The sequence below is a fragment of the Caballeronia grimmiae genome (genome assembly GCF_022879615.1).
Classification (GTDB): domain Bacteria; phylum Pseudomonadota; class Gammaproteobacteria; order Burkholderiales; family Burkholderiaceae; genus Caballeronia; species Caballeronia grimmiae.
In genome coordinates this window covers 229,407-243,724 of the sequence record NZ_CP084273.1, presented here as the reverse complement: position 1 = coordinate 243,724, position 14,318 = coordinate 229,407, and the positions used below count along the sequence as shown (strand labels likewise).

Genomic DNA, 14,318 nt, shown 5'->3' with positions numbered 1-14,318 from the left:
GGAAGAAAGCGAATCGCAATAGCGGAGACACTTTGAGTCAGAAATGCTCATTTGATTGGCGACGACGCCTTGCACAAAGTGTCACGCCGGCGGGTCGTCGACTATGAAAAGCGCGTGGTGGCCGAGTGCCCAAGCCCATGGCACCCTCCTTGCATATCCTCACCACTTCGCATAACCGACGACCCAAGGAGCCGCCTCATGCCTCAAGACCTCACCTTTCGCGCCGGCGAAGCCACCGTTTTCGCCGCGCCCGGCCAGGCCACCGACGCCATGCCGGAAATCCTGATTGGGCGTGTCGACGGCCCCGTCGGTCATGCGTTCGCGAACATGATGGCGCAGTCGAAAGGGCATACCGCGATGTTCGCGATCCGCGCATGCAATCAAATGGTCCGGCCGGCGACGATGATCGTCCCGAAGGTCACGCTGAAGGACATGCCGACCATCGAGCTATTCGGCGGCGTGGTCCAGTCGGCCACCGCCGATGCCGTCGTTGATTGCCTGATCGAAGGCATCCTGCCGAAGGAGCACGCCAACGAGCTATGCATCATCAGCCTCGTGTGGATCGATCCGCGCTGCGTGACCGACGCCAATCTCGACAAGAAGGACATGTATCGCACCAACTACGAGGCGACGAAGCTCGCCATCCAGCGCGCGATGAGCAACGAGCCGAGCGTGGAGACGCTGATCGCGAACCGCCACAGCATCAAGCACGATATGGACGACTGGAGCTGATTGAAACGGCATCCTCACTAAAAGCGCGCGGCGGCGCTTCAACGGGCGCAAAGGCACGTTCACATCCGACGAAACACCTAGGCATAATAGGCAACACCCGAGAACACCGGAACGCGCCTGCCTATGACCCGCCCAGCACTGGAATGCCGCCGCCTTCATAAAACTTTCGGTTCTGGCAGAACCATTCTCGCGGGACTGGACTTCACGCTCGGATCGAGCGAATTCATCGCGATCATGGGCGACTCGGGCGTCGGCAAGTCCACGCTGCTGAATCTCATCGCGGGACTCGACGCGCCGGACAGCGGCGAAATCCTCATCGACGGCGTATCCATCTCGGCACTGAGCGACGAAGCCGCCACCCGCACCCGCCGCGAAAAGCTCGGCTTCGTGTTCCAGGCGTTCCACGTGCTGCCGCATCTGACGCTCGTGCAGAACGTCGCCGTGCCGCTCCTCCTCAATGGCATGCCCATTGCGCCGGCGCACGGCATGCTCGCGGCAGTCGGCCTCTTCAATCGTCAGGACGATCTTCCGCGCCAGCTTTCGGGCGGCGAACTGCAGCGCGTGGCGATCGCGCGGGCGCTGGTGCATCGGCCGCGCCTGATCCTCGCCGATGAACCCACCGGCAATCTCGATCCGCAAACCGCGCACGAAATCCTCGGCTTGCTGCGAACCGAAACGCGAGCGACCGGCGCCGCCGCGATCATGGTCACGCACTCGGGAGCGGCGGCGGCCTTCGCCGACCGCGTGCTGGTTCTCGCCGACGGCACCCTGCACGAAGCGGCATCGCTTTCGGCGTTCAATGAAGCGCGTGCACGATGACGGCGCGCCCGGCCGCTCATCGCCTGCTGTCCCGCTGGCTGCTCGGCGCGCAATGGCGCAGTCATCGCGGACGCGCGCTCGTCGCCATTCTCACGATCGCCCTGGGCGTCGGGCTCGGCTATGCGGTGCAGCTCATCAACAGCGCCGCGTTCAACGAATTCTCCGCCGCCGCCCGCAGTCTTTCCGGTCAGGCGGACTTGCAGGTGCGCGGCGTGCAGCCGTATATCGACGAACGTCTCTACCCGATACTCGCGATGCGGCCCGGCGTCGCGATGGCGAGTCCCGTGCTCGAAGTCGATGCCGCCGTGCCGAAGCAGGCCGCGCCGCTGAAAGTCCTCGGCATCGACGTGTTCCGCGCGAAACGCATCGCGCCCGATCTGACCGGCGTGCCGTCGCCGCAAGCGCCGCTCGACGTCTTATCGGACGATGCGATCTTTCTTTCGACCGCCGCGCAGCAATGGCTGCATACCGGCGTGGGCTTGCAGGTCGATTTGCAAAGCGGCACGTCGCCGGTGCCGCTGCGCGTGGCGGGTGGCGTCGTGCGGGCGTTGCCGGGGCAGCGCATCGGCGTGATGGACATTGCCGCCGTGCAGTCGCGCTTCGGCATGCAGGGCCGGCTGACGCGCATCGATCTGCAACTGGCGCGCGGCGTCGATCGCGAAGCGTTTCAGCGCGCGTTGCAGGACGAACTCGGCGCGCGCATCGTCGTCGGGCAGACGCGGGATATCGAAAGCCGCACGGACAGGCTGTCGCGGGCGTATCGCATCAACATGAACGTGCTGGCGCTCGTCGCGTTGTTCACGGGCGCGTTCCTCGTCTTTTCGACGCAGGCTGCGGGCGTGGTGAGACGCCGCGCTCAATTCGCGATGCTGCGCGTGCTCGGCATGACGCGCGGGCATCTGGTGCGGCAGATCATGACGGAAGGCGCGTTGCTGGGCGTCGCGGGCGCGGTGCTCGGTATCGCGCTGGGGTTCACGGTCGCGGGCATCGCGCTGCGTTTTTTCGGCAGCGATCTGGGCGGCGGATACTTCCCCGGCGTCCAGCCGCGCGTTCACTTCGAGCCGGTCTCCACGGCGGTTTTCCTCGCGCTCGGCATCGGCGTGGCGCTCGCCGGCACGCTCGTTCCGGCGCTCGAAGCAGCTCGCGCGCGGCCCGCTCCGGCGTTGAAGGCGGGCAGCGAGGAAGCCGCGCTCTCGCCGCTATCGACGCCATGGCCCGCGCTGTTCTGCCTCGCGCTCGGTGCAGCACTGACGCAGGCGCCGCCCATCGACGATGCGCCCTTCGCCGGCTATGCAGCTGTCGCGCTGTTGCTGATCGGCGGGATTGCGCTGATGCCGCGCCTGACCGCCATCGTCTTCGGCGCGGCGAGCATCACGCATGGGTGGCTGCGCGCGAAGCGCAAGCGCAGCGCGGTGGCGACGCTCGCGCTCGCGCGGCTGGCGAACGCGCCGGGGCAGGCGTCGATTGCAATGGGCGGCGTGCTGTCGAGCTTCACGCTGATCGTCGCGATGGCGATCATGGTGGCGAGCTTTCGCGTGTCGGTGGTGGACTGGCTGGAGCATCTCCTTTCCGCCGATGTGTACGCGCGCGTGGCGTCGAGCGGCGACACGGGCGGCCTCACGCCCGACCAGCAGGCGCAGATCGCGGCGACCAACGGCGTGGCGCATGCGGCGTTCTCGCGGGCGTCGCAGGTCACGCTCGATGCATCGAAGCCGCCGGTCGCGCTGATCGCCCGCGAAATCAACGAGTCCGATCCAGGCGCGATGCTTCAGATGACCGGCGCGACGCTGCCGCCCGAATCGTGGCGCACGGATGAAACGCCGGTCTGGGCGTCCGAGGCGATGGCGGACCTGTACGGCTACCGCACCGGGCAACGGCTGACGCTGCCGGTCGGCGGCGCGAGCGAGCGCTTCGTCGTCGCGGGCATCTGGCGCGACTATGTGCGGCAGACCGGCGCGCTGCAGATTCGCCTCGCGGACTATCGGCGGCTGACCGGCGACATGGGCGCGACCGATGCGGGCATCACCCTGCGCAAGGGCGCGTCGGCGGGGCAGGTCATCGCGGCGCTGCAGAAGCTCCCGTTCGGCGATGCGCTCGAGTTCTCGCAGCCCGGCGATATCCGCGCGCGCACGCTGACCATTTTCGATCGCAGCTTCGCGGTCACGTATCTGCTCGAGGCGGTGGCGATCGTCATCGGCCTGTTCGGCGTGGCCGCGACGTTTTCGGTGCAGACGCTCGCGCGCTCGCGGGAGTTCGGCATGCTGCGGCATGTCGGCGTGACGAAGAAGCAGATTCTCGCGCTGCTCGCCTCCGAAGGCGGCCTGCTCACGGTGCTGGGCATCGCGGTGGGCTGCGTGCTCGGCTTCGCGATCAGCCTGATTCTCGTGTTCGTCGTGAATCCGCAATCCTTCCATTGGACGATGTCGCTGCACGTGCCGTGGACGATGCTGCTCATCATCGGCTGCGTGATGCTGGTGTCCTCGTGCACGACGGCGGTGCTGGCGGGGCGGCGCGCCGTATCGGTCGATGCGGTTCGCGCCGTGCGGGAGGACTGGTGATGCGCGCTTTATCGACGATGCTGATCGCGCTCCTCTCGATTGCCGCGCTCGCCGCCGAACCGCAGTTCGCGGCGGTCGTGCCGGGGCGAGCGATCGACTGGCCGCAGGACAGCGGCGCGCATCCGCCGTATCGCACGGAATGGTGGTACGCGACCGGCTGGCTGGAGACGCCGGACCACAAGCCGCTCGGTTTTCAGATAACGTTCTTTCGGTCCAGTACGGGGAAGGGCGGGGGCGAGGGCGCGTTCGATCCGTCGCAACTGATTGTCGCGCACGCGGCGTTGTCCGATCCGGCGTATGGACGGCTCGTGCACGATCAGAACATCGCGCGGCAGGGCTTCGGGCTGGCCTATGCGAACGCGGGCAATACCGATGTGAAGCTCGACGCGTGGCGCATGGTTCGCGATCCGGATGGCCGTTATGCCGTCGACGCCGACGCCGATGCCGCCGGTTTCGCGCTGCATCTCGTCTTTGCGCCGACGCAGCCGCCGATGATCCAGGGTGAGGGCGGCTATTCACGCAAGGGTCCGCAGCCGCAGCAGGCGAGCTATTACTACAGCGAGCCGCAATTGCAGGTGAGCGGCCGGGTGACGCGGCCGTCGTCGTCGGGGAAGGGCGAGACGGTCGACGTGAAAGGCAGCGCGTGGCTCGATCACGAGTGGTCGAGCACGCTGCTTTCGGCGGACGCATCGGGCTGGGACTGGCTCGGCGCGAATCTGGACGATGGCGCGGCGCTAATGGCCTTCAAGGTCCGCTCCCGCGCTGGCCGGGCGGTCTGGTCGCACGCTGCGCTGCGTGGCAGCGATGGCCGCACGACGCAATACGGCCCGGGCGATGTGGAATTCACGCCGGAGCGCCAGTGGCGATCGCCGCGCACGAACACGGAGTATCCGGTGGCGATGACGGTGCGCGTCGGCGGGATGCGTTGGCGTCTGGCTCCGTTGATCGACGATCAGGAGCTGGACTCGCGCGAATCGACGGGCGCGGTGTATTGGGAGGGCGCGGTGACGGTGACGGGCGAAGCGCAGAGCGCCGGGCGGCGGGGGAGAGGGTATCTGGAGCTGACGGGGTATGCGAAGGCGGTGGAAGGGGGGAAGCGGTGAGTCAACGCGGGCTGCCCGGCTTTGAACAGGCAATGATCCCTTCTTGATTCAATCCCGCTTTGTCCTTTCGCTTGCCCAGGGTGAGCGCAATTGCGCTAGTTGCAATGGGTGGCATGGAGCGAGGTCTCATTGACGGGGCCGCAACCGGCTCAATGCTCGCCCGCGGAACACGCAATGCTTCCAGAAAAGCACTTCACCCCGTGCGCCAGCGCGCCTCCCCCAAAACCCGCACAATACCGGGTTAACCCTTCACAAAACCCAGAAAGTCATGTCCGACCTAACCAGTCCTCTCCCTCGCCGCAGCGATATCAATCCGACGCCGCTCGGCATCGCGGCAATGCTGATCGTCGCGGGCGCGTGGTATCTCGCGCAAACCGCCAGCGCACGCCAGGCCGCGCTCTACGTCGTCGGCGCGCTAATCGGCATCGTGCTCTACCATGCGGCGTTCGGCTTCACTTCCGCGTGGCGCGTATTCATCGCCGATGGCCGCGGCGCCGGTCTTCGCGCGCAAATGGTCATGCTCGCTGTCGGCGTCGCGCTGTTCTTCCCCGCGCTCGCCGCAGGCACGCTGTTCGGCATGCCGGTGACCGGGCTCGTATCGCCCGCAGGCACGTCGGTGGTCGTCGGCGCGTTCATCTTCGGCATCGGGATGCAACTGGGCGGCGGCTGCGCGTCCGGCACGCTCTACACCGTCGGCGGCGGCAGCACGCGCATGATTGTGACGCTCCTCGCGTTCATCGCCGGATCGGTGATCGCGACCGCGCACATGCCGTTCTGGACGGCACTCCCTTCGCTTCCAGCGATATCGCTCGTCAAGTCGATGGGTCTCGCGCCCGCGCTCGCCTTCAACTGGATTCTGTTCGCGTTGATCGCGGCATTGACCGTGTTCATCGAAAAGCGACGGCACGGAAGGCTCGTCGCGGCGCACGTGCAGCCCGCACATACGTCGCCGTGGCTGCATGGGCCGTGGCCGTTGCTGGCAGGCGCGCTCGCGCTCGCCGTGCTCAACTTCGCGACGCTCGCGTTGTCCGGACGGCCGTGGGGCGTCACGTCGGCGTTCGCGTTGTGGGGCGCGAAGGCGGCTTCCGCGATGGGCGCCGACGTCGCAAGCTGGCCCTACTGGACGAGCAAGGCCAACGCCGCGACGCTCGCGGCACCCATCTCGCATGACGTGACTTCGGTGATGGACATTGGCATCGTGCTCGGCGCGATGCTCGCCGCCGCGCTCGCCGGACGTTATGCGCCGGTCTGGCGCGTGCCGATGCGCTCGCTGATCGCCGCCATCGTCGGCGGCCTGCTGCTCGGTTATGGCGCGCGGCTCGCCTATGGCTGCAACATCGGCGCGTATTTCAGCGGCATCGTGTCGGGCAGCCTGCACGGCTGGCTGTGGCTCGTCGCCGCGTTCTTCGGCAACGTGCTCGGCACGCGGCTGCGTCCGGTGTTCGGACTGGAAGTCGAGCGGCTCAAACCCACGTCCTGCTGAATCTCACTCGCGCGGCCACTGGTTCTCGAAGACGCATTCCTCTGGCGGCCGCCGCTTCGCCCAGCCCTCCGTTTCGAGCATCGGCGCGTCGTAAAAGCGGTCGACGTGGCCAATGCACAGGATCGCCACCGGCCGCGCCCCTGCCGGCATCGCGAGCAATTCGGCGATTTCTCGCGGGTCGAACAGTGACACCCATCCCATGCCGATACCCTCGGCGCGCGCCGCGAGCCACATGTTCTGAATCGCGCAGGCCACCGACGCAAGGTCCATCTCCGGCAACGTGCGGCGACCGAACACGTGGTGCTCGCGGCCGTCCATCAGCGCCATCACGAGCAATTCCGCGCATTCGCGCATGCCTTCGACCTTCAGCTGCATGAACGCATCGCGGCGCTCGCCGAGCGCGTCGGCGGTGAGAAGCCGCTCGCGTTCCACCGCTGCATGAAGCTGCTCGCGAACCTGCGCGCACGTGATGCGCACGATCCGCCACGGCTGCATGAAGCCGACGCTCGGCGCGTGCAATGCGGCATCGATGAGCCGCTGCATGATCTGCGGCGCGACGGGATCGCTGACGAAGTGGCGCATGTCGCGTCGTTGCGCGATTGCGCGGTAGACGGCGTTTCGTTCTGATTCGCTGAAAGTCTCGTTCATTCGTCGATAGGCATGCATGCGCGGTAGGGCAACTGTATCCGCATCGCGCAATCGTGCACAGCCGTGACACGCGCAAAGTTGCGCGACGGTGCGGTACGCCACCATCGCCGCCGGGAAAATAGGCGAGCATGTCCGATGCCGTTCGGCACGCTCGCCGTCCGCATTCTCATCGACCAGGCAGGCACATGACATTCGATCACGGCGTATTCACCGTCTCGCTCGACTTCGAACTGCTGTGGGGCGTGCGCGAGACGCGGACCATCGAAAGCTATGGCGAAAATCTGCGCGGCGGGCGGCGCGCGATTCCGCAGATGTTGAGCGTCTTCGGCAACAGCGGCATTCATGCGACATGGGCGACCGTCGGCTTCATGTTTCACAGCGATACCGCCGAGCTCAAAGCGAGCCTGCCGGCAGCGCGTCCGCACTACAAGCGGCCCGGAATATCGCCGTATGAATATATCGATGCCGCGCATGAACTAGATCCGCTCTATCACTTCGCGCCCGAACTGATTGCACGCATCGCCGCGCAGCCGGGGCAGGCCATCGGCACGCACACGTACTCACACTATTACTGTCTGGAAGAAGGGCAGGGCGTGCGCGAGTTCGAAGAGGACATCGCCTATGCGGTGGACGTGGCGCGGCGCTCGGGCGTGGACATCACGAGCATCGTGTTTCCGCGCAATCAATGCAACGATGCGTATCTCGCCGTGCTGATGAAGCATGGCATTCTTTGCTATCGCGGCACGCAAGGCGGACACGCCTATGCAGCCTCCGACAAGGCAGGACAAAGCCGCGTCAGGCGCGCGAGCCGCCTGCTGGATGCCTATGTCAACGTGTCGGGCCACAACACGCACGCGCTCGAGGACTGCTTTCGTTCGATGCCGTTCAATTTTCCGGCGAGCAGCTTTCTGAGGCCCTTCAAGCGCAAGGTCGCGATGCTGGACAGGCTGCGCCTGAACCGGATAAAAGATGCGATGACGCACGCCGCGATCCACAAGCGGCTCTATCACTTGTGGTGGCATCCGCATAACTTCGGGCGCGACACGGCGGAGAGTATCGCGTTCCTGCAGCGTATCGCGGATCACTACGTCGTCCTTCGCGAGCGATACGGCTTCGTTTCGCTGAACATGGAAGAACTGTGCGCGCTCGGCGAGCGTCTTCACGTGAATGGACGTGCGTCCAGCGCGCTCGAAACCGCCGTGTGATCCGGGCGGTTCCGAGCCTGAATATCAGCGGCGCGTCTCGTGCGACGTGGCCGGCGTGATCGAAGAATGACCGAGCAGGAAGCGCGGCGTCTTGAAGCGCACGATGCACGCATAGAACCACACGTACGCGCCGACGAACACGATGTCCGTTGCGAACAGCACGACCGGCTGATTCCAGAAGAACGATGCAGGCACGACGCCCACCGAGCACAACGCCCACAGATATGGCGATGTGCGCGCGTTGCGCCGGCCTCGCTGACGGGCATCGCGAAAATCGGCCCCGCGCAGCGCGATGCGCCGATAGATCAGCGTATGTAGATGCACGCCATCCGGTTCGCTGACGGGCCGCCCGCGAACGAACTTGCGCCGGTAGATCGAAAAGATCGTCTCGAAGAGCGGGTAGATGGCCACCACGGCCGCGTACCACGCCGATACATTTGGATGCCGTGCGATCAGCAGCACGAGCAGCTCCGCCATGAGAAAGCCGATGAAATACGCGCCGCCGTCGCCGAGAAAGATCGCCGCGCCGGGGTAGTTCCATACCGCGAAGCCGAGGATGGTGCCGATCAACGTCAAGGCGACGCTCATGATGAGCCAGTCGCCGACCTGATGCGCGACAAAGCCGATGGAGCCGAAGATGAGGATCGCCGACACCGACGCGAGGCCGTTCATGCCGTCGATGAGATTGATCGCATTGGTCAGGCCCGACACCGTGAGCACGGTCAGGCCGATGGCGACCGGCATGAGCGCGAGCCCGCGATCGACGATAGGCAGATCGACGCGGCCGAGCACCGCGTTCAGCGCATAGACCGCGCAGATCGCGCCGGCCATCGCGGCGAGCAGCCGGATGCGCGGACTCACGCGCTTCGTCACGTCTTCGATGCTTCCGGCAAGAAACGGTATCGCCGCACAGCCGAGCAGCAGCAGCGACTCGCCGGGCGGGTTGGCGTCGAACATGCCGCCTACGATGAACGTGATTCCAGTCCCGCCCACGATGGCGATGCCTCCGACGCGCGGAACAGGGACGGTGTGCATCTTCTGTACGCCCTTCAAGTCGGAATCGAGCCATCGAGACCCGGCGCGAGTCGTGTATTTCACGATCCAAAGAGTCAGACAAAACGATGTCAGGCAACCGAGGGCGAGATTCAGCATTGTCGTGTGCTCATGGTCAACAGCGCGGACGGTTGATCGGATCGCGAAGTAAGCCTACTCCGATGTGGCAGGCCGATGCGCCGGCCCACGAGTCTTGCAATGAAGCTGCTGCATCAGGCGATATTCCGGATATGCAATCGGCGAAACGAGTGATAACCCTTTTTATTCCCGCGTTTTTTATGATTAATCAGGGATATCCCGCTAAACGAATCATGTTGGGAGTCCGAATATCATCTCTCGACATGCCTTTTTAATGGCACGTTTTTTTGTTGGTGAAATGTTGGCTAGGCCGCGTTTCGGTCAACAATTGGCCGCTCTCAAAAGCCTTCTTTTGTGCATTGGAGGCATGGCAGACGCAGCGTATGTCGATATGATGACGGCGACTTTACGCGGCGCTCACGCAATCCATCGGCGAAGCACATATCTACCCGCGCGATTGCGCGCGAGGTCATCGCTCAGCACGCGCGCAGGCACGCCCGCAACGGTGACGTTGGCCGGTACATCCGTGGTCACGACACTGCCCGCGCCGACGGTGACGGAATCGCCAATCACAACGTCTTCGACGATGCATACATGCGGCCCGATATACACGTTATCCCCAATGGTCGCCGCCCGACCATGATTCGAGCCGATGGTCACGCATTGCGAGAGATTGCAGTTCGCGCCAATTACAGCTGTTTCGTTCACCACGATATTTCCAAAGTGCCCGATAAAAAGCCCCGGCCCCACGATCGTGCCGGCCGGAATGACGATTCCGAACTGACGCTGCTTGCGGCGCAGAATAATTCTCAGGAGTACGCCAAGTATTCCGCGCGGTCTTGACGACGCCAGGCGGAACCATACGGAATAGTTGAATCCTTCGGAGGATATGAACTTTCGAACGAGCGTGCCCGTATCGGCTGCCCCGGCATAGCGGTAAAGATCGCTTCTGATCAGATCGATCGCTTTCATCGGTAACCTAACGAAGGTGCGGTGCGCGGTAGCGTAACGGGCCGTTCATCGCGTATAAGTTTGAGAACTCACATTTCATTCGATGTCTTCCAACGACGCAAAGAGGAGTTCGCCGCGTCATGCGAAAAAGAAGGCTTGCGCTGAAACTCATTGCCTCCGGCGCGCTGGTGAAAACCCTTGCTGAAATGCCCGTTCGGGCAGCGGATATCGTGAGGTCGAGCGCGTTCGGCGTAAAGGGCGACGGAACCAGCAACGACCGCTTGCGCCTTCAGGCCGCTATCGATGCATCCGTCGACAAGACGCTCGTCATCGATGGCCGTTGCCGCATCGACGCGACGGGCCTCGATTTGCGCAGCGGATCGCGCGTACGCTTCGAGCCGGGCGCGTCGATCAAGCTGCTTGCGCACGATACGCCCTTTTACCAGATCATTCGCATCTGGGACGTGACCAACGTGGTCCTGGAGAACGCTGTGCTGGATGGCAGCAAGGAACTGAACGCCGCAACGCCGAAGCGTCGCGACGAAGGCTACGGAATGGGTATCTCCATCGCGGGCAGCACGAACGTAACAGTTCGGTCGGCGGTCACCACCGGCTGCTGGGGCGATGGCGTCTACATCGCGAACAGTTATCGCTCGCCGCACGTGCCGCCCGAAGACATTCGCCTGGTCGAGCATCGCGCGAGCGATTGCAGGCGGCAGGGCGTGTCGATCATCAGCGGCAGGAACATCACGCTCGAGCGGTGCACGTGGCAGAACATCGCGGGAACGGCGCCTTCAGCGGGGCTCGACATCGAACCGAATTCCAATCGTGACGTACTCGAGAATATCCGCGTCGTCGATCCGGTCACGCGCAATTGCAAGATCGGCATTCTGGTCTTTCTTGCAGAGATTCCGGGGCCGCTGGCGAAGCACGTCGATATATCCATCAGCGGTCATCGCGATGAAGGATCGAGTGACAATGCTTTCAGCGTCTCCGGCCTCGATACGAAAGGCTTCATCGTGAAAGGGCGCGTGGAAAGCCGTTCACCGACCTGGATCGACTCGCGGCTCGCGTCCGTGGAAAACGTCGACTACGACAAGCGCGGACCAACTATCGTCGTGACGGGATTGCGGCTGATTCGTTAGAGCTTTCGAGATGCTGTGGTACAGCGCACAGACTGCGCGCGCGCATGACAGCACGCTGTTCGACGCCACTAGACGCGAGGATTCTCCGATGAGAGCAAGAGCGATGCAGCGCCGAAGCGCGTCGAACTGGCGTGCCGTGCATCGTGCGCAGCATTTTCTCGCGACGCCGGGCGGCTGGCTGTTCGTCACCCTCGCGGTCGTCATTCTGGTCATCATGGCGACAACGCCGCGCCATGTATCGAGCGTGCTCGATCAGGACAATTACCTCGAGTACTTCCGAAGAACGACGTGGGACTGGTTCGTCAGCACCTACAAGGCGCGCACGTCGACCCTTTCATTCGTTATCAGCACGGTCACCGAGGAATTCGGCTGGCGCGCGTGGGTGGTCGGGCTGAATGCGCTGGGATTCACGCCTGAAACGGGCGTCCGCATCACGGTCGTCATGCTCAACGCGCTCGTGTTCATCGCGCTGCTCGAAGTGAGGCGGCCGCTGCTCGGTCTCGTCCTCTGGGCCGTGGTGCCGATGGCGCTCGCGACGGTCGGCACCTTCCAGATTCGTCAGGGCATGGCGTTCGGCATTGCGATGCTCTTTACGCTGCGTTATCACCGCCCCGTCACCGGATGGGTGCTCGCGTGCTTCATTCACACGACCTTCGCGATACCGGCGCTGCTTCTGCTGACGATACGGCTATGCGGCGACCGCAGGCGGCTCGCCTTCGGCAGCGCGAGCGCGATGGCTTTCATGCTGGTGTCGTCGGCGGGTTTCCTGTTCAAGAACTTCGGCGGCAGGCGAATCGAGGAATACTCGGGATATCAGAACGATTTCACGATCAAGCTCGTCGTGCTGCTCGTCATCTACATGACGGCTTCCATCGTGTTTCTATATTCGGAATGGAAGAACCGCCCGGAGGCAAAATCGACCGTCTGGACGGAGCTATGCACCATGCATATCGTTCTGGTGCTTTATTTGTTGCTCGCGTTTTTGCTCTTTCCATTCGGCAAGGGACGCGTATGGTATTGCATCCCGTTGATGATGACTTTCATCGTGCCGCAGATTCGTTTCAGGAACGCATTCTCGATATGGTGGGTAGTAGGGATAATGCTGGTGCTGTCCGCTGAAGTGATCAAAAGCTATTACGAAGGCGTGTACGCGTACTTCATCGGCAGTTAGAACGAATCGCGCGATTCGTCATCGACGGCATCGAGCCGCCGATGACGAACGCGGTGTCAGGTCTTTTCGAGCGGCGCTTTGCGCAGGCGTTTCGCGCCCGTCTTGCTTGCCATCTTCTCGCCGCGAAGCACGGTGCGCAGCGCGCCGTAATCCGCGCGCATGCGTTCGATTTCATAGCGCGTCACGAGCCGTCCGCCGAAACCCGATAGAAAGTCGAGTATCGTCGCGGTAGAGATGCCGTCCAGGTCGAAGATCAGCTTCTTCTCGCGGGCAATGCGCGCCGCTTCCCAGATCAGCAGACTGATTGCGCCGCCGTGTGCGTCCGCGCGGCGCGACGACAGCATGTAATACACCGCACGGTCGTCCCAGACCAGCGCGGTTTCCGCGACGAGCATGCCGTTGTCGTCGAATGCGCCGAGCATCACTCCGGCATTGCGCGTTCGCACTTCGCCGAGCACGCGCCGCATGATCGTCGAGCCGTAGACGTTGTTGCGTTTGCGAATAGCGAGGTTGCTGTCGTAGAAGTCGACGAAACTATCGGGGCTCGCAATCTCCCGTATCGTGAGGCGTTCCGTCGCACGCCGCACCCAGTTGCGCGTATTCCGGCGAAGCGCGGACCACGCTTCGCTTTCGGTGCGTTCGGGGGGAATCTCCATTGTGTATCCGATGGAGACATCGTAGCCATGCAACGAGAATGCAATAGCCTCCGCTTCCGACATGCGCGTGTCCATCAATTGATGAAAGTGGGCGCACGGCGGCAGCTTCGAGACGAGTTGATCCGCGATCTCCATGCGATAACACCACTCGCGATCACTGCCGCCTGCACGTTGCGGTTTGATGACAGGGCCGAGCGTGCGCGTCAGCGGCGGCAATTCGGAAATGCGCCACAAGCCTTTGCGTTCCAGCATATAGGGCATTTCACCAATGACGTCATCGCCCTGTTTGACTTCGACAACGCCCCATTTTCCGTCTGTCGCTGCTTCGAGCCACCACGGTTCATGGAAGATGGATCGCGCGGTCAGACCTTGCGGCTTGATATTACCCGCCGGGACGGTCTTCACGCTCTCCTTCGCTTTATTCGGTTTCGCTTTCGTCGGCTTCGGCTTCGTTGCAACAGTGGAAGTGCTGACTGAATAGCATTCGTTGTCCATTGTCCCTCGCAACTCGGTTCATGATGCAGTTCGCTACGCGTTTAAATCTGCGAAAGGCTTTGAGACGCAAGCGTTCCTACGCAGTCGACCGCGCTCGGATGCTGGTGAATCGGGTGACGAAGCGTTGTCGACGTTGTATGTCAGAAGAGGCAATGCATAAGTTCGACGATGTCAAGCATGGTCGTCGCGCCACTTATTACAAGCGATTACCGCAGGGTAAT

12 protein-coding genes are annotated in these 14,318 nt (G+C 63.4%); 8 read left to right on the top strand and 4 right to left on the bottom strand.

Annotated elements, in window-relative coordinates; genetic code table 11:
* Positions 1–198: 198 nt before the first annotated feature.
* From fae to LDZ21_RS20355, 5 genes are all read left to right on the top strand, one after another.
* Positions 199–732 (top strand): formaldehyde-activating enzyme, encoded by a 534-nt coding sequence (fae, locus tag LDZ21_RS20375; RefSeq protein WP_244796503.1) that lies wholly within the window; start codon positions 199–201, stop codon positions 730–732.
* Positions 733–855: 123 nt separating this feature from the next.
* Positions 856–1,551, top strand: coding sequence for an ABC transporter ATP-binding protein (locus LDZ21_RS20370; RefSeq protein ID WP_244796502.1), 696 nt, complete (start codon positions 856–858; stop codon positions 1,549–1,551).
* On the top strand, positions 1,548–4,109 hold the full coding sequence (locus LDZ21_RS20365; RefSeq protein ID WP_244796501.1) for an FtsX-like permease family protein: 2,562 nt from the start codon (positions 1,548–1,550) through the stop codon (positions 4,107–4,109). Before LDZ21_RS20370 ends, LDZ21_RS20365 begins: the two co-directional genes overlap by 4 nt.
* Complete coding sequence (locus LDZ21_RS20360; RefSeq protein ID WP_244796500.1) at positions 4,109–5,212, top strand: lipocalin-like domain-containing protein; 1,104 nt, start codon at positions 4,109–4,111, stop codon at positions 5,210–5,212. The genes LDZ21_RS20365 and LDZ21_RS20360 overlap by 1 nt, the downstream gene beginning before the upstream one ends.
* A 268-nt stretch (positions 5,213–5,480) precedes the next feature.
* Entirely contained in the window at positions 5,481–6,695 is a 1,215-nt protein-coding gene (locus tag LDZ21_RS20355; protein WP_244796499.1) for a YeeE/YedE family protein, read from the top strand.
* Positions 6,696–6,698: 3 nt separating this feature from the next.
* Here LDZ21_RS20355 and bluB read toward each other — a convergent pair whose 3' ends face one another.
* Positions 6,699–7,343 (bottom strand): 5,6-dimethylbenzimidazole synthase, encoded by a 645-nt coding sequence (gene bluB, locus LDZ21_RS20350; protein ID WP_244796498.1) that lies wholly within the window; start codon positions 7,341–7,343, stop codon positions 6,699–6,701.
* A gap of 185 nt (positions 7,344–7,528) precedes the next feature.
* Between bluB and LDZ21_RS20345 the strand changes: the two genes are divergently transcribed.
* On the top strand, positions 7,529–8,548 hold the full coding sequence (locus LDZ21_RS20345; protein ID WP_244796497.1) for a polysaccharide deacetylase family protein: 1,020 nt from the start codon (positions 7,529–7,531) through the stop codon (positions 8,546–8,548).
* A 24-nt stretch (positions 8,549–8,572) separates the two neighbouring features.
* Here LDZ21_RS20345 and LDZ21_RS20340 read toward each other — a convergent pair whose 3' ends face one another.
* Both LDZ21_RS20340 and LDZ21_RS20335 read right to left on the bottom strand, forming a co-directional pair.
* A complete protein-coding gene (locus LDZ21_RS20340) occupies positions 8,573–9,583 on the bottom strand; it encodes an MraY family glycosyltransferase (protein ID WP_244796496.1) in 1,011 nt (336 codons plus the stop codon).
* Positions 9,584–10,096: 513 nt separating this feature from the next.
* Positions 10,097–10,651 (bottom strand): serine O-acetyltransferase, encoded by a 555-nt coding sequence (locus LDZ21_RS20335; RefSeq protein WP_244796495.1) that lies wholly within the window; start codon positions 10,649–10,651, stop codon positions 10,097–10,099.
* 119 nt (positions 10,652–10,770) lie between these two features.
* Between LDZ21_RS20335 and LDZ21_RS20330 the strand changes: the two genes are divergently transcribed.
* Together LDZ21_RS20330 and LDZ21_RS20325 are read left to right on the top strand one after the other, a co-directional pair.
* Positions 10,771–11,775 carry a right-handed parallel beta-helix repeat-containing protein gene (locus LDZ21_RS20330; RefSeq protein ID WP_244796494.1) on the top strand — a complete coding sequence of 335 codons (1,005 nt, stop codon included), beginning with the start codon at positions 10,771–10,773 and terminating at the stop codon, positions 11,773–11,775.
* 88 nt (positions 11,776–11,863) lie between these two features.
* Positions 11,864–12,946 (top strand): hypothetical protein, encoded by a 1,083-nt coding sequence (locus LDZ21_RS20325; protein WP_244796493.1) that lies wholly within the window; start codon positions 11,864–11,866, stop codon positions 12,944–12,946.
* Positions 12,947–13,002: 56 nt separating this feature from the next.
* Here LDZ21_RS20325 and LDZ21_RS20320 read toward each other — a convergent pair whose 3' ends face one another.
* Positions 13,003–14,007: a GNAT family N-acetyltransferase gene (locus tag LDZ21_RS20320; RefSeq protein WP_244796492.1), complete on the bottom strand. Its 1,005-nt coding sequence runs from the start codon at positions 14,005–14,007 to the stop codon at positions 13,003–13,005.
* Positions 14,008–14,318: the final 311 nt, after the last annotated feature.